Origin of the sequence: Commensalibacter sp. B14384M2 (genome assembly GCF_016101865.1) — a bacterium.
GTDB classification, from domain to species: Bacteria; Pseudomonadota; Alphaproteobacteria; order Acetobacterales; family Acetobacteraceae; genus Commensalibacter; species Commensalibacter melissae.
The window spans coordinates 232,038-248,369 of the sequence record NZ_JACFPS010000001.1; the positions used below are offsets into that span (position 1 = coordinate 232,038).

Here is a 16,332-nt window from a genome sequence, read left to right on the forward strand (position 1 = left end):
GGACATGAAACAAAGACAGGGAATGAGTTCGCAGTATTAAGCTTAAAATATCATTGATTAAAAAATGTATTAAATATTGGCTTTTTATAAGAACCAATTTTATTTTGTGAATTTTTTTTTATGATAGTTTAATATATTTTACATGTTTGATTTTAAATCAAATATTTTAAGATTTTGGATATTGTTCAAAATTAAAAAACCTTGTTTCTGAAAAAATGAAATCACTAACAAATTATTATTTATTAAAATAATTTCATTTTTTGTATAATAGAGCTAGTTTTTGTTTTGCTGTAATACAGGAGGTATAAAAGGTATATTGGAGGTTAAAGAGGATTTGCTTGGCAATCGATCATCCTTCCAGCCACCTCCAAGGTTTTCGATCAACAAGACGCTATCCACCATTTGCTGTTGCCGTATTCCAAGAGCTGTTTGCTGGTTATTTAATAAAGCGACTTGTTGAGTTACAACAGTGGTATAATCGTGAGTGCCGCTCATATATTGTGCCAGGGCTACTTTAAGGGTTTTGTGAGCGTATTCAACCGCTGCTTGTTGCTGGATTTTTTGATCGTCCAGGATATTAAGGTTAGATAGTTGATCCTCAACGGATTGCAAGGCTGCAAGAATGGTTTGCCTATATTGAGCCACAGAAGCATCATATTGTGCCTCTGCCTGTTTGACCATTGAACTTCTTACCCCGCCATCAAACAAGTTTTCTGAAGCGGATGCTCCCAAAGACCAGATGCGGTTGGCAACTTGAACAAGGCTGCCCACCGGATTACCACTATAAGATAAATTGGCTGATAAGGTTACATCGGGGAAAAATGCTGCAATAGCAGCTCCTATCTGGGCATTTTTTTCTTGCATATGGCGTTCAGCTGAAGCTATATCAGGCCTTCTTTGTAATAAAATGGATGGAACACCTACTGGAATTTGAGGTATGTTGTCATTTAAAATACCGTGAGGAATTGATAAATTTGCCGGGGGCTTTCCAATTAGAGTGGCAATAGCATGTTCGTATTGGGATCTAGAAATACCTGCAGCAGTCAATTGTGCCTTTGTTTGCTCAAGCTGTGTCTGTGCCTGTAATAATGCCGTGGGTTCAATAACACCGGCATTATGTTGATCCTGAGTTACTTTTAAGGATTGCTCATAGGCTTTAACGGTTTTTTGCAATAAATCGATTAATGAATCTTGATATCTCAAGTTAAAATAGGTCTGGGCCAACTGACTTTGATAAGATAGTCTTGCATTGGCAAGATCTGCGGCACTGGCTTGTGCAGCTGCTACCTGGCTTTCCGTGTTACGTCGTATTTTTCCCCAAAGATCGAGATCCCAGCTTGCAGAGGTTTGTAATGCATAAGTATTTCTTGTCATTCCGGATGAATAATTAATATTTCCGCCCCCATTACCGATGCTTCTTGCACCACCTCCGTTACCTTGACGGTCAAAATTCGTGCCAAGATTTAATGTTGGGTATAAAGCTGCCTTAGTTTGGTCAATCAAGGCACGCGCATAACGATAATTTGCTTCTGCCTGTTTTAAATTCTGGTTGGAAATATCAACCTGTTCTTCCAGCTGATTAAGAACAGGATCATTATAGATAGTCCACCATTCCCCTTTAGGAAAGGCGGCGGCACTGGGATTGGCTGTCTGCCATCCGTTAACTGGTTTTAATTCCTTGAACCGTTGTGAAATGATTGGAGCAGGGCGATGATAATTTGGTCCAACCATACAGCCGCTTAGCAAAAAAAAGAAAGTGATCCCCACATATCGTAAGGAGAACAGGTTGATGCCCCTATTATGCACGTTGTTGTCCCCCATGAAAAAATAGTCTCTTTAACAGACGGTTATGTCGTAATCGATCCATATAGATATAAATTACTGGGGTTGTATACAAGGTCAGAGCCTGACTGACCACTAAACCCCCTACAATCGCGATTCCAAGTGGACGTCTGATCTCGCAACCATATCCATTGGAAAGAATAAGAGGAACTGCACCAAATGCAGCTGCAACGGTAGTCATGAGAATAGGACGAAAACGTAATTTACATGCTAGTAAAATTGCTGATTTTGTATCCATGTTTTCTGACTCTTCTGCCTTGATAGCGAAATCAACCAAAAGAATGGCATTCTTTTTGACAATCCCAATAAGTAGGATAATGCCAATCATGGTTATAATAGTAAATTCTTCCCCGAACAGATCAAGCGCCAGTAATGCGCCAACACCTGCCGAGGGAAGGGTGGATAGAATTGTTAAAGGATGGATGTAGCTTTCATATAATATACCCAGTGTAATGTAAACGGCGGCAATTGCGGCAAATATGATAATGATATTATTTTTGATGCTGCTCTGGAACTGGGCTGCATTGCCAGAAAAACTTCCTGCTATATTTTTTGGTAAATGAATTTTGACGGTTTCCGTTTTGATGAGCTGAATGGCATCGCTCAGTGATTTTCCTTTTGCCAAGTTAAATGATAAAGTCGCGGCAACGAACATACCCTGATGATTGACTGATAATGAGGTCAATGCTTTGTTCTGGTTAGTGACAAAAGATAATGGGACCATGGTTTCATGATTGGTGGAGACAGCTGAACCATTGGATGCACCATTACCCCCGGCAAGTCTATTCGCGATCTGGTTTCTAAAGTTTTCCTGCTCGATTTTATCCTCTTGACTTAAAAATGCATTCGATTTGACACGGATTGTATTTGATACGGTTCCGCCACCGGGTGATCCTCCTGCAACACTGACCCATACCTGATTCAAGACACCGGTATGAGGGGCGTAACGCGGATCCGTTTCCATAATGACCCGATATTGGTTTAACGGATTATAAATAATTGAAGCGGCACGCTGTCCAAAAGAATCAAACAACGTATTTGAAATAAGTTGTGGTGTTAAGTTAACTCGTGCGGCTGTATCCCGAAGAATATCAATATTGATTGCCTCACCTCCCTGTTGGACATCGGAAGAGACATCTGTGATGATACCGGGATGCTTTTTTAGTGCTTCAACAAGTTTGGGCATCCATTTATATAATTCGCTAGAGGAATCTGATTGTAAAGTATATTGATAGTTTGCGTTACTTGAACGCCCGCCTACATGTAATATATTGGGAGGGAAAATATAGAATTTCGCGCCAACCATATTTTGTAATTTTTTAGAAAGTCGCGCTTGAGTTTCAAAAATATTGTTTTTTCGTAATTTTTTATCTTTTAAGGAAATAAAGATATTTCCCTGATTGACCGCTTTGCCTCCAGTAAAGGAGGAAATGGATGCAATATCCGGATCATTTATAAGTATTTTCTGAACAAACTGGATTTTTTCTTTCATGTTTTGAAAGGAAATGGATTGATCGCCCTGAAGATGGCATAACAAAACCCCGATATCCTCATTAGGCATGAAACCTTTAGGCATGGTTATAAAAAGGAAAATCATAAGGATAATCGTTGCAGGAATTGATAGGGCAACGAGAAGGGGATATTTAAGGATGTGCGAAAGAGTGCTTTGATAGAGTTGATCACAATAATCAAATAATTTTATAAAATAATGATTAATTTTATATCCCCGTTTATTATTGTTTCCTTGGTGTCGCATAAGAATAAAGGCACACATCATGGGAGTTAGGGTCAGGGAAAGGATCATCGAAATAATCAGGGTTATGGAAAGGGTCATGGCAAATTCATGAAACAATTTTCCTATCAAACCACCCATCAGCAATATCGGCAGGAACACGGCAATCAAAGATATAGTGATCGAGATTACCGTAAACGAGACTTCCTTTGCGCCATATAAAGCGGCAGCTTTGGGAGATATACCATTCTCCAAATGCCGGTTTATATTTTCCAGCACAACAATGGCATCATCCACGACAAAGCCGGTTGCGATGGTTAGCGCCATTAAGGAAAACGTATCAAGTGAATAACCCAATAATTTAAGAATGGCAAATGTGGAGATAATGGAGGCTGGCAAAACAACGGCAGGAATAATAATGGCTCGAATGTTTCTTAGAAAAACCAGAACAACCGTTATGACTAGAACAATAGATATGACCAATGTCATTTGGGTATCAAACAGGGTGGCCCTGATTGTGGTTGAACGATCAATGGCAATGTGCAGATTCACATCGGTAGGTAAGGCTGCCTTTATCAATGATAACTTTTTATGAATCAAACTGGTTGTCTTGATGACATTACTACCGGCTTGAGGGAAAATAACCAGAATGATGGAGCGTTTATCGTTATAATATCCCGCATGATGTAAGTCTTCAACGTCGTCTTTTACTGTTGAGATGTTCTCTAACATGACAGGTGCATGATTTCTATATGCAATTACGAGGTTTCGATAGGCTTCAGCCTTTGTTGCCTGGTCATTGGTTGCTAATTGATAGCGTTTGTCACCTTCCTCAATAAAACCTTTGGGTGTATGAGCGTTGGTTGATGCCAGTGCCGCCCTGACATCTTCAAATCCAATACCGTATTTGTAAAGAGCATGCGGGTTTAGTTCAATTCTGACTGCCGGTAGTGAACTTCCCCCCAGTTCAACTTGCCCGACCCCTTTGATACTTGAGAGCTGGTGTTGCAAAACAGTTGTCGCATAATCATAAAGCTGTGGCAAGGTTTTGGTCTTGGATGTCATGGCCAAGATCATGATGGGAGAGGTGGAGGGATTCATCTTGAAATAGGATGGATTGGAACGCATCGAAGAGGGAAGGTCGGCACGTGCCGCTTGTAAGGCGGCTTCTACATCCCTTGCCGCATTATTGATATCTTTGGAAAGATCGAATTGTAAAATGATCCTGACCTGGTTTTGGGTTGATTGTGAGGTCATTTCATTGGTGCCAGGTATCTGTCCCAGCCTTCTCTCCAATGGTGCAGCAATCGAGCTGGCAATTTCCTCTGGTGTGCCGCCCGCTTGTTGGGCACGTATCATGATTACAGGAAAATCCACGTTGGGGAGATCAGAAACCGGTAATAATTCGTAACCCAGTATACCTGTTAGAAATAATGTAACTGTGAGTAAAATTGTTGCAACAGGCCGTTGTATAAAGGGTTTTGCTATATTCATGATTCAGGTTTTTCATCAATTGGTTGGTGATTGGATAATGATGAAAAAAAATGATGTCCCCAGTTTTTAAGTCTTTCCATATATAGATAAATAATGGGAGTTGTAAAAAGAGTGAGCAATTGGCTGGCAAGAAGCCCCCAAAAAATGCTGATACCCAAAGGATGCCTTAGTTCAGATCCGGTTCCTGTTCCCAGCATCATGGGAATAGCCGCCAACATGGCCGCCAGGGTTGTCATCAGAATGGGCCTGAACCGTAGAAGTGCTGCCTGATGAATTGCCTCCAGTGAGGATTTCTTGTCTTTCCTTTCAGCCTCCAGCGCAAAATCAATCATCATAATGGCATTTTTTTTGACAATTCCAATTAATAGAATGATGCCAATAATTCCCATAATATCTAAGTTGCATCCATCAATCCATAGTGCAAATAGTGCACCAATCGTGGCCGAGGGAAGGGTTGACAAAATAGTTATGGGATGAATGAAGCTTTCATAAAGAATGCCAAGGATAATATAAACAGCAATAATGGCCGCTATAACAAGAAACAATTCATTTTTAAGGCTCTTTTCAAATGCAGCCGCTATTCCTTGAAAACTGACCTGGAAGCTTGAGGGAAGATTCAGTTCCTTGTGGATGGAATTGATGATTTGTGTTGCCTCCCCCAGGGAATGACCCTTGTTGATGTTAAAAGAAATCGATATGGCTGGAAACTGACCGAAGTGGGTGACTAGAAGGGGTGCAGTGTCATGAGTGATTCTTGTCACCTGGGATAAAGGAACCAGACCAGAGGTTGGATTTCTTGTTGGACCAGAAGTTGAAGCGGAATTGTTGCCATTTATTCCGGGAAGATAAAGCTGGTTCAAAGAGGTCAAATGTTTTTGAAATTTTGGATCGGCTTCCAGAATGATCCTGTATTGGTTTGATTCTGTAAAAATAGTGGAAATTTGGCGTTGGCCAAAAGAGTCATATAAAACATTATCAATTGTTTGAGGTGTGATGGAATAACGAGCACCTGTGGCACGGTCAAGGGTGATATTGGCAACCAATCCCTGTGATTGCAGGTTTGAGGAGACATCGGAAAGGGCAGGTTCTTTTTGCAGACGATTAACAATTTTAGGTACCCAGAGTTCAAGTTGCCTGTAATCCGGATTTTCGATCAAAAGTTGGTATTGGGTGGCTGAAAAAGTTGTTTCTAGCGAGAGATCTTGTATGGGTCGAAGATAAAGTTGTGTTCCAACAATCTGTTTTGATGCCCGGGTTATTCTTTTGATTGTTTTTTCAATAGATGTTTTACGTTCCTTTCGGTTTTTCAAATTGATCAAGAAACGTCCCTGATTAAGGGTCATATTCTGTCCGTCAATGCCGATAAATGATGAAAGGTTATCCACGTCTGGATCGTTTAAAATTGTGTTTGCCAGAGCTTTTTGCTTGTTTGTGACCGCTTTCAGCGAGGCATTTTGAGGCATGATGGATATGCCTTGTGCCATACCGTTATCTTGAACGGGAAAGAAACCCTTGGGGATGTAGTAAGCCATTATGAGGGTTATGACAAAGGTGCAACAGGTGATAAATAAGGTTAGAGGCTGGTGTTTGAAGACAAATTGTAGTCCGGTATTGTAAAATTCTATTATTCTGTCTATCACACGATCAAAAAAATAGTTGTTCTGTTTTTTTTCGATTTCGGTCAGAATATGCGCACACAACATTGGAACCAAGGTTAGGGAAACAATGGCGGATATGATGATTGTAATAGACAGGGTAACTGCAAATTCGTAAAATAAACGACCAATAATATCCCCCATGAATAATAGAGGGATAAGGACAGCGATTAAAGAAATCGTAAGCGATATGATTGTAAACCCTATTTCTTCTGACCCTTTTAAAGCGGCTTGAATCCGGTTTTCACCCATTTCGATATATCGTGTAATGTTCTCTATCATAACAATTGCATCATCCACAACGAAACCGGTCGCTATTGTCAATGCCATCAAGGATAAATTATCTAGTGAGAAATTAAAAAGATACATTACCGCCAAGGTTCCGATCAAGGATAGGGGAACGGAAAGACTGGGAATAATTGTTGCAGAAATATTTCTTAAAAAGATAAAAATGACCAAAATAACCAAGATAATTGACAGAATGAGCTCAAATTTTACATCATGAATTGAAGCGCGAATGGATGTCGTGCGATCGGTCAATGGCGTTAATGTTATACCTGAAGGCAATGATTTTTTTAATTGTGGTAATATTTCATTGATATTGTTAACAACCGAGATGATATTCGCCTTGGGTTGTCGTTGTACATTTAAAATCAAGGCTGGTGTTTTATTTGCCCATGCCATCAATTGACTATTTTCTGGCCCGTTTATGACAGTGGCCACATCACGTAATCGAACAGGTCCATTATTGTTATAGGCGATAATTTGGTTAAGTAACTGTTCTGGATTTTTTATTTGTCCATTGGTCTGGATGGTGACGGCGCGTTTTGGGCCATCCAAATTTCCGGTGGGGGAATTGACATTAACGTTACCGATTGTTGTTCTGATACTGTCCAGATCAATTCCATATGAAGTTATTTTAGGAATATTGATTTGTACACGGATTGCCTTACGTTGTCCTCCTGATAGGGTAACCAGTCCTACCCCATTAATCTGGCTTATTTTTGTGGCCAACCTGTTATTAACGTAATCCTCAACCTCGGTCAGGGGTAGAGATTTTGAAGTAATGCCAAGCGTAAGGATAGGTGTATCAGCAGGATTTACTTTTGCATAAACAGGAGGTGCAGGCAAATCAGTGGGCAAAAGGGAGTTGGCCTGATTGATCGCTTCTTGCACTTCCTGGGCCGCGACATCCATGGAGACTGAAAGATTGAATTGTAACGTGATGACTGAAGCCCCTCCAGAGGATTGGGAAATCATTTGATTTAATCCAGGGATGGATCCCAATTCACTTTCCAATGGTGCTGTGACCGAGGTCATCATGACATCCGGACTTGCCCCTGGATAAAATGTTGAAACGGTTATTGTTGGATAGTCAACATCAGGTAACGCGGACAGGGGTAAGAAACGATAGCCTAATATTCCGCAGATCATGATGGCAATCATAAGCAGGGTTGTTGCCACGGGGCGCAAAATAAAAAGGCGTGATGGATTCATAAAAATCTCGATTTATTTATAAACTTGATAAAATTAGGAAACTGTTATGATTTTCAAGTTAATTATTATTCAGAAGATTGCGTATTTTCGGGAATGAAGACTTTTGAACCTTCATGTAAAGTATCAATTCCGTCAGTGACTATTTTTTCATTCTCAACTAAACCAGTGGTTATAACCGTATGTTCACCATCATTATATCCTGTTTTGATTGTCTGTATTTTAACCGTTGAATCTTTTTGAATAACATACACAAAGGAACCATTTGGTCCTGTTTGAATAGCATTATTTGGTAAAATCAAAGCATCTTTAATAATCTTAACTAGTAAATGGGCATTTACAAATTGGTTTGGAAAAAGCTCCCAGTTTTTATTTTCAAAAATGGCTCTCAACCGAACGGTTCCTGTTGATGTGTCAATCTGACTGTCTATCACGCTTGTTTTTCCTGTGGTAAGTTTGGTCGTATTATCGGTGTTCCAAGCCTCAACGGTTAGTTCTTTTTTATTTTTCAAAGCTTCCAAGACAATGCCCAATTGATTTTCAGGTAAGGTAAAAATAACCGACATGGGGGTCATCTGGGTTAAAGTGGCCAATCCTCCGCTTTGGCCTTCGGTAATATAATTTCCCGCATCAACCTGTCTGATCCCGATGCGACCGTCAACAGGTGCACGGATGTGACAGTAGATAAGATTTAATTCTTGCTGTTTGATTAGGGCCTGATCTGTTTTGACCTGTCCTTCAAGCTGGGCAACCTTATATTGCTGATCTTGAGCCGTCATGGGGGCGATACTGTTTTGTTTTAGAAGGGTTTGATAGCGCTTATTATCCAATTTTGCCTGTTGCAGTAAGGCCGTGTCGGCTTTTAAATTGCCTTCATATTGTGCCTTCAAAGCTTCTGAGGGACGTGGGTCAATAAGGGCAAGTAAATCATTTTTCTTAACCAATTGCCCTTCCGTGAAAAATACTTGTTGTAAATAGCCGGAAATTCGTGTTTGTACGGTAACATTGGAAATGGGAACGACTGTTCCAAGTTCAGTTAGAATAACAGGTAGATGGCTTTTCTTTACAATTGTTGCTGCAACGGGTTGTTCAACAACATAATGGGAATGCTCGGAAGTTGATGAAAATACACCATAAAAACGATATGCCACCCCAATAATGACAGCTATTAGACCGATATATAAAAATATTTTTAACCATGGATGCAAACGTGAGTGAGATTTATCAGAATTTGTTGTATTTTGGGGTAAAGTCATATGCAAGAAACTTATTTTTAATGGCAATATCTAAATTTATATAATTAAAAATCAAAATAACAAAACTAATTGTGACAAAATAAATCATTGCAGAATTTAATCAATATTAAAGTTAATTACTTCATTTTTTAATATTCCTTAACCCTGGAGATTTTATATCTCTAAAAAGCGGTATTGTAATCTAAGTGATTGATAATTTTATAGACTTTTTGGTTTGGAGTTGTCATAATTACCAATAGTCTATGAATTGTTATTATAAAAGGTGCATAATATGAGTAATGTAAAAGATTTTATTAAAAATACTGCTGAAAAAATTGAAAATACATTAACGGATGGAAAGGCAAAATTAAAGGACGCGGTTGACCATGCCAAACAAAATTATGAATCGGTGAAAAACGAAGCAAAAGATACACTTAAAAACATAAAAAAATGATAAGATTGCAATCCTTTTTTTAAGGAGGGAACAATGTCAAAGAATATGGAAGATACTTTAAGGGAAGTTGGTGCAAAAATTGGCAGCTCGATTGATGATGCCAAAGATAAAGCACAGGATGCCTTTTCTCGTGCCCAGGATAAAAAACAGGATACTATTGATCAATTAAAAGACAAGGTTCAAAACGTCGCGGACCAGGCCAGAGAAAAAGGCCAGGATTTAAGAAATAAAGCATCTGATCAAAAAGGAAAACGTTTTGAGGATTTTGCGGGTGTTGCCGATAATGAATTTTCGCGTCTATATGGTTCTGAGGGAAAAATGGAATGCTTGATGAATTTCATTCGGAACCGTCCTGTTGCAGCATTGGTTATCGCTTTGATTGCCGGAACATTTTTATCAAGGATGTTTAAATGTTGTTGTAAACATCGTAAATGTAAATAAACTAATAATTAAATTTAAAATTTAGGCTTAAAAAAGCTGTTAATCAGAAGTTATTAACAGCTTTTTTTATTTTTTTCATTTTAGGGCTATTCATTTGCGACTCGTTGAGTATAGTAGGTTATTGGTTTAGAAACGAATTATTTGAGTAGAATGCATCATAAAGTATCAATTGCAGGCGTGGATGAAGTGGGAATGGGTTGTCTTGCTGGTCCTGTTGTTGCTGCCGCTGTAATGTTTCAGGAAAATATTCCTGAGGATATTTCAGAATTGCTTGATGATTCAAAGAAAATCAAACCTGCATTGAGACAAGAAATTTATGTGGTTTTAAATCAAATGCCGCATGTCAAGATTGGTGTTGCCGCGGCATCAGTTGATGAAATTTTCCAATTAAATATCAGGAAATCCGCCAGTTTGGCAATGCAAAGGGCTGTATCAAAACTAAATATTCTTCCTGATCTTGTATTGGTTGATGGAACGATCGCTCCTGATTTTGGATGTGCCACGCAAACCATTATCAAGGGGGATGGATTTTCATATTCAATTGCTGCGGCATCAATTATCGCAAAGGTTTTGCGCGATAAGCTGATGGTTGGTCTGGCACGGAAATGGGATCGGTATGGATGGGAGCATAATGTGGGGTACCCAACGGTTATGCATCGTGAGGCCTTGAGGAAATATGGTTGTTCTCCACATCATCGCCAAGGATATATCACCGTAAGACAATTTTCGTTTTCAATGGATGTAGAGCAAAAAGAGCAAGTAAAAGGTCAAGGATTTTATGAGTGAAGCAGTAAAATTAAATATACCTTTGGATCAGATTTTGAATGGTGAATGTATTCAGGTCATGAAAACCATACCTTCTGCGTCAATTGACTGTATTTTTGCCGATCCCCCATATAATTTGCAATTACAGGGAGAATTGCGTCGTCCAGATGATACAATTGTGGATGGGGTTAATGAAGATTGGGATAAATTTAAGAGTTTCCAACTATATGATCAATTTTGTCGAAGCTGGTTGAAGGAATGTCATCGTTTATTGAGAAAAAATGGAACAATTTGGGTTATTGGTTCCTATCATAATATTTTCAGAATTGGAGCAATTTTACAGGATCTTGGTTTCTGGATCTTGAATGATATTGTTTGGCGGAAATCCAATCCCATGCCAAATTTTAAGGGAAGACGATTTACCAATGCGCATGAGACATTAATATGGGCAGCCAAAGATGCTGATAGTAAATATTGTTTCAATTATCAGGCCATGAAAACCTTAAATGATGATATTCAGATGCGTTCTGATTGGTTTCTGCCTTTATGTACTGGACATGAAAGACTTCGAAATGAACATGGACTAAAATTACATCCGACCCAAAAACCAGAAAGCTTGCTATATCGCGTTATCTTGTCCTCTACAAATATTGAAGATGTTGTATTGGATCCTTTTGCTGGAACTGGAACAACCCTTGCCGTGGCAAAAAAACTTCAGCGACGTTATATCGGGATTGAGCGTCATCCAGACTATATGAAAGCCGCCCTTCGACGTGTGAACAATGAAAAGCCGTTATCGATTGAAGATATTAAAGTCACCCCTTCCAAACGAGAGATTCCTCGTGTTCCTTTTGGAAACCTGATTGAACAGGGATTTATTCAGCCAGGAACAATCTTGATGGATCGAAATAAACGCGTTTTTGCTACAGTAACATCCGATAGCACTGTTATCAGTGGAAACAAAAGAGGTTCCATTCATAAAATTGGGGCCCTTGTAACAAATTCACCTTCTTGTAATGGATGGACCTTTTGGCATTTCGAAAGAAATGGAGGATTATATGCTCTTGATATATTGCGTAATGAATATAATGCAATGACTAAATTGGCCAAATCTTAAATTCAAATGTAAAACCTAGCTTTTGTTAAAACCGAGAAAGCCGATTTCAGGTTTGGAAATATTGTTATAATGTGAATATGTGTTTGATTGGTTGAGATTTGAAACAGTTTTACGTTGATTTTGACCTTTAATGGATAAATATCCTTTTTCACTTTTAACCGAAACCGTTGATATTTCTCTATCACCATTTAGTTTTTGAGGTGAGTTATTATAGCCACGCATTGACAAAAGCAAAAAGGTGATGCGATCGCGATTAAGATCAATGGACATTTCCAGAGGTGTTTGACCCAAGACGTTGGTTGCATGTAAATCGGCACCACGGTTTAAAGCATCTTGTGCAGCGTAAAGGTTCCCGACATTGATCGCTTCAAAGAGGGATTGTGTTGGATTTTTGCTATCATCATCATTTGAATCATCATCAGTTGGATCATCATCGTCATCATTTGTTGATGTTTTGTTTGCTTGACTATTTTGCTTGTTGTTTTTGGATGAAGAAGTTACTTTTGATGTTTTTTGTTCAGGGTTGTTTTTTGCTGTCTGGGCAACGCCAGACAGGACAGGTAATGTAAAATATCCGCTGAACGCAAGGCAGAATAGCAAAGATAATAAACGAGATTGATAATTCATGTGATTATTCTCTTGATAGAAACCAAAATCCTAAAGCTAATATTTCTTTTATCAAATCAATCATGAATAAGAAACACTTTCTTTATATCATATTTCAAAAGATATTTTGCATATTAAGTTCATGGATATGCATTTACAGTTTATTTGTTATGACATAATGATAAAATTCAGAATAGGGATGATGTGGACATGATAGATTTATAACATAACCATTATTCATCAAGAAAGAATTGAAATGGGAATGATATAAATTTTCAAGAAAATAATTTTAATTTTGTATTGTTTACTGACGGGTTTGCAAAGCCGCAAAGAATTATTGATGGGTCTGTTGTTGAATTAATCTCTAAGGAATAGGATGGGTCGTTTCAATAGAATGATTATAAAAGTGACTGTTTCATGAATATTTTGGATAAATTACCTGATCAATCCAAAAAGGATTTAAAAAAATTATGGGATATTTTTCCTGATGCACGTTTAGTTGGCGGTGTGGTTCGGGATTTGCTTGTTCAGAAACCAATTTCTGATATTGATATCGCAGCCATGGATCTCCCTGACCGTATAATTGAAAAATTAAGTCGGGCAGGGATAAAGGGGATACCTACAGGTATTGAACATGGAACAGTTACGGCAATAATAAATCATCATTCATATGAGATAACGACATTACGTAAGGATATTAAGACTGATGGGCGACATGCCAAGGTTGTTTGGACACAGGACTGGCGAGAGGATGCTGCCAGACGTGATTTTACAATTAATGCTTTATATTGTGATAAAAACGGAAAATTATGGGATTATTTCCATGGACAGGAAGATCTTTCATTAGGTCATGTTCGTTTTGTAGGAACGGCACATGAACGTATTGCAGAAGATTTTTTAAGGATTTTAAGATATTTTCGTTTTTATGCGCGCTATGGAAAAACCCAACCGGATTTAGATGCTGTGAATGCCATTCAGTTTTATGCGACACAGCTTGATACTTTGTCGGCAGAGCGAGTTTGGTCAGAATTAAGAAAGATTATCACGGGTCCAAGAGCTGGGGATGTATTAAATTTGATGGATAGATATGGGGTTTTAACCGTTCTAATGCCTTTTGGGTATCGTCTTGATCCGTTTGTTAAACTTATCTCGGCAGGAGTGCCTGATAATGCAATTATCCGCCTGTCTGCCTTAATTAAGGGGTCTGCCACAATAGTTGCAAAAAAGTTTAAATTGTCCAGTAAAGATGCTAAATTCTTATCAAGATTGGAAAAACCGTTATCCTTAAAAGCCGATGTATCGGATAAGCGGCTTGTTCAATTAAAGGCATTATATTCTCTTGACGTTCTTATTGGCCAAAGCTGGCTAGAACAGATTAAACACCGGGATGATGATTTCATTCTATGGGATAAATGGCGTAAACGGGTTATTGATATACCGACACCAGTTTTCCCCGTAAAAGGTAAGGATTTAATTGAACTAGGAGTTGAAAAAGGTCCAATAATGGGGAAAATTCTTGAATCGGTTAAAATATGGTGGATTGATGGTGGATGTTATGCTTCCGCCTTGGATTGTATAGAGTGGTTAAAAAGACACAGTTTGAAAAATACAGATTAAATATTCGATTTAATATATTAATTTGGGTTAAAAAGCTTTCATATCATTTGCTTCATGTAAAAGTATCAAAGTGTGAATCAAGAACAGAAAAACAATAAGAAACAAACTAAAAGAAAGATGATTTTATCCCTGATACTGGGGGAAGATAAAAGCTGGCCTTTTCTTCAACGTTTATGGAGAGAGCAAATACGTTTTTATCCGAAACGTATTTTATTGATTGTTATCTCGACAATTTTTATGGCCGGATTGACAGCTTTATACCCTTTGGTGATAAAGCGTGCATTGGATATGTTTAAGGATAATGATCCTCGAATTTTGTATCAGATCCCCGCCCTGGTTGTTATGGTGACGGCCGCAAAGGCCGCGTCACAATATATTCAGACGCTTTCCGTACAAGATTTGGTTTTACAGATTATACGGGGGCTGCAGAAAAAAATGTTTTTGCATCTGGTTCATGCAGATATCTCGTTAGTTGAAAAGGAAGCCCCCGCACAGCTTTCCGCCCGTTTTACCACTGATGCATTATCCATACGTGAAGCCATGATAAGAATGGTTAATGCGTTTGGAGATGCAATTACGGTTATTAGTTTGATTGTTTCGATGTTCTATATGGATTGGGAGTTGAGTTTAATCGCGGCTCTATTATATCCAATCGCTGCTGTACCTATTCAAAAATTGGGAAAGCGAGTGCGCAAAGCATCCGGAAATATGCAGGAACAGGTTGGAAAAACCGCAGCGTTATTGAATGAGACTTTTTCACAGGCCAGAACCGTTCGTGTCTATGGAATGGAAAAGCGTGAAATCAGACGGTTGGGTCAATCATTTGATCAATTATATGATGCTACTCTAAAAATTATTCGAGGTCGTGCAAAAGTTGATCCAATTATGGAGGTTTTGGGAGGAAGTGCCGTTGCGGCGGTTTTAGGATTTGCTGGCTGGCGTGCCGCGATGGGCGGTGCAACCTTGGGGGATTTTTCAGGCTTTGTAGCGGCTTTGCTTTTGGCGGCAAGACCGTTGCGGGCTTTGGGATCTTTAAATGCGGCAATGCAGGAAGGCATATCTGGTCTAAACCGTATTTTTAATATTATTGATCAACCTATCAAAATAAAAGATAAAATGAATGCACTGCCTTTACCTAATGGAAAAGGGAAAATTCAATTTCAAAATGTGCATTTTATTTATCCAGGTCGTGAAGTCGGATTGCATGGTTTGAATTTTGAAATTGAACCGGGCCAGACTGTTGCCCTGGTTGGTCCCTCGGGTGCGGGAAAATCAACGGCGTTGACTTTGATCCCCCGTCTACACGATATACAGCAGGGACAGATCATTTTTGACGGAGTTGACTTGCGGAACATCAAAATTCATGAATTGCGTTCAGCAATCGCCTATGTTCCACAAGATCCGTTGTTATTCGATATGTCTATTATCGATAACATTCGGATCGGTAATCCGTATGCAAGCAAAGAGGAGATCGAAAAAGTCTTGGAAGGGGCAGCTATCAATCGTTTTCTTGGAGATTTACCAAAAGGCCTGGATACAAATGTTGGTCATGGTGGACAATGTCTTTCAGGAGGTCAGCGTCAGAGAATTGCCCTTGCACGTGCGTTAATAAGAAACCCTCGTTTATTGTTATTGGATGAAGCGACAAGTGCATTGGATACGGAAAGTGAACATGTCATACAAAAAGCCTTGGCTAAACTGCGAAAGGATTGCACGACTTTAATTGTGGCCCACCGTTTGTCTACTATACGAACAGCCCATGTCATTATCGTTGTTTCGGATGGAAAAGTTGTAGAACAGGGAAATCATGATTATTTAATGAAACAGCAGGGCATGTATGCCAGATTGATACAGACTCAGAATCTGGATTATTAATAATT

The 16,332-nt window shown here is 38.9% G+C and carries 11 protein-coding genes; 6 read left to right on the top strand and 5 right to left on the bottom strand.

The annotated features are described in order from the left end of the window. Positions 1-273 precede the first annotated feature (273 nt). From H3R33_RS01100 to H3R33_RS01115, 4 genes are all read right to left on the bottom strand, one after another. Positions 274-1,821 carry an efflux transporter outer membrane subunit gene (locus H3R33_RS01100; RefSeq protein ID WP_198184555.1) on the bottom strand — a complete coding sequence of 516 codons (1,548 nt, stop codon included), beginning with the start codon at positions 1,819-1,821 and terminating at the stop codon, positions 274-276. Continuing rightward, positions 1,799-5,068, bottom strand: a complete 3,270-nt coding sequence (locus tag H3R33_RS01105; protein WP_198184556.1) for an efflux RND transporter permease subunit — start codon at positions 5,066-5,068, stop codon at positions 1,799-1,801. The genes H3R33_RS01100 and H3R33_RS01105 overlap by 23 nt, the downstream gene beginning before the upstream one ends. After that, positions 5,065-8,220 carry an efflux RND transporter permease subunit gene (locus tag H3R33_RS01110; RefSeq protein ID WP_198184557.1) on the bottom strand — a complete coding sequence of 1,052 codons (3,156 nt, stop codon included), beginning with the start codon at positions 8,218-8,220 and terminating at the stop codon, positions 5,065-5,067. Before H3R33_RS01110 ends, H3R33_RS01105 begins: the two co-directional genes overlap by 4 nt. A 65-nt stretch (positions 8,221-8,285) precedes the next feature. Next, entirely contained in the window at positions 8,286-9,473 is a 1,188-nt protein-coding gene (locus tag H3R33_RS01115) for an efflux RND transporter periplasmic adaptor subunit (protein ID WP_198184558.1), read from the bottom strand. A gap of 271 nt (positions 9,474-9,744) precedes the next feature. Here H3R33_RS01115 and H3R33_RS01120 point away from each other — a divergent pair, with 271 nt between their 5' ends. From H3R33_RS01120 to H3R33_RS01135, 4 genes are all read left to right on the top strand, one after another. Continuing rightward, positions 9,745-9,906 (top strand): hypothetical protein, encoded by a 162-nt coding sequence (locus H3R33_RS01120; RefSeq protein WP_155565769.1) that lies wholly within the window; start codon positions 9,745-9,747, stop codon positions 9,904-9,906. 33 nt (positions 9,907-9,939) lie between these two features. Further along, positions 9,940-10,347, top strand: a complete 408-nt coding sequence (locus tag H3R33_RS01125; protein WP_110438375.1) for a hypothetical protein — start codon at positions 9,940-9,942, stop codon at positions 10,345-10,347. Positions 10,348-10,497: 150 nt separating this feature from the next. Then, positions 10,498-11,133, top strand: coding sequence for a ribonuclease HII (locus H3R33_RS01130; protein ID WP_198184559.1), 636 nt, complete (start codon positions 10,498-10,500; stop codon positions 11,131-11,133). After that, positions 11,126-12,229 carry a site-specific DNA-methyltransferase gene (locus H3R33_RS01135; protein ID WP_110438373.1) on the top strand — a complete coding sequence of 368 codons (1,104 nt, stop codon included), beginning with the start codon at positions 11,126-11,128 and terminating at the stop codon, positions 12,227-12,229. The genes H3R33_RS01130 and H3R33_RS01135 overlap by 8 nt, the downstream gene beginning before the upstream one ends. 15 nt (positions 12,230-12,244) lie before the next feature. Here the strand turns inward: H3R33_RS01135 and H3R33_RS01140 are convergent, their stop codons facing one another. Beyond that, entirely contained in the window at positions 12,245-12,856 is a 612-nt protein-coding gene (locus H3R33_RS01140; protein ID WP_196424959.1) for an ankyrin repeat domain-containing protein, read from the bottom strand. 396 nt (positions 12,857-13,252) lie between these two features. Here H3R33_RS01140 and H3R33_RS01145 point away from each other — a divergent pair, with 396 nt between their 5' ends. Both H3R33_RS01145 and H3R33_RS01150 read left to right on the top strand, forming a co-directional pair. After that, positions 13,253-14,452 carry a CCA tRNA nucleotidyltransferase gene (locus tag H3R33_RS01145; protein WP_198184560.1) on the top strand — a complete coding sequence of 400 codons (1,200 nt, stop codon included), beginning with the start codon at positions 13,253-13,255 and terminating at the stop codon, positions 14,450-14,452. Between the two features lie 117 nt (positions 14,453-14,569). Continuing rightward, positions 14,570-16,327 carry an ABC transporter ATP-binding protein gene (locus tag H3R33_RS01150; RefSeq protein WP_198184702.1) on the top strand — a complete coding sequence of 586 codons (1,758 nt, stop codon included), beginning with the start codon at positions 14,570-14,572 and terminating at the stop codon, positions 16,325-16,327. Positions 16,328-16,332: the final 5 nt, after the last annotated feature.

Bases quoted from the DNA above. Each gene is read 5' to 3' on its own strand.
- H3R33_RS01150 (WP_198184702.1), top strand. From the start codon at position 14,570: ATGATTTTATCCCTGATACTGGGGGAAGATAAAAGCTGGCCTTTTCTT.
- H3R33_RS01135 (WP_110438373.1), top strand. From the start codon at position 11,126: ATGAGTGAAGCAGTAAAATTAAATATACCTTTGGATCAGATTTTGAAT.
- H3R33_RS01115 (WP_198184558.1), bottom strand. From the start codon at position 9,473: ATGACTTTACCCCAAAATACAACAAATTCTGATAAATCTCACTCACGT.
- H3R33_RS01130 (WP_198184559.1), top strand. From the start codon at position 10,498: ATGCATCATAAAGTATCAATTGCAGGCGTGGATGAAGTGGGAATGGGT.
- H3R33_RS01100 (WP_198184555.1), bottom strand. From the start codon at position 1,821: ATGGGGGACAACAACGTGCATAATAGGGGCATCAACCTGTTCTCCTTA.
- H3R33_RS01110 (WP_198184557.1), bottom strand. From the start codon at position 8,220: ATGAATCCATCACGCCTTTTTATTTTGCGCCCCGTGGCAACAACCCTG.
- H3R33_RS01120 (WP_155565769.1), top strand. From the start codon at position 9,745: ATGAGTAATGTAAAAGATTTTATTAAAAATACTGCTGAAAAAATTGAA.
- H3R33_RS01125 (WP_110438375.1), top strand. From the start codon at position 9,940: ATGTCAAAGAATATGGAAGATACTTTAAGGGAAGTTGGTGCAAAAATT.
- H3R33_RS01145 (WP_198184560.1), top strand. From the start codon at position 13,253: ATGAATATTTTGGATAAATTACCTGATCAATCCAAAAAGGATTTAAAA.
- H3R33_RS01140 (WP_196424959.1), bottom strand. From the start codon at position 12,856: ATGAATTATCAATCTCGTTTATTATCTTTGCTATTCTGCCTTGCGTTC.
- H3R33_RS01105 (WP_198184556.1), bottom strand. From the start codon at position 5,068: ATGAATATAGCAAAACCCTTTATACAACGGCCTGTTGCAACAATTTTA.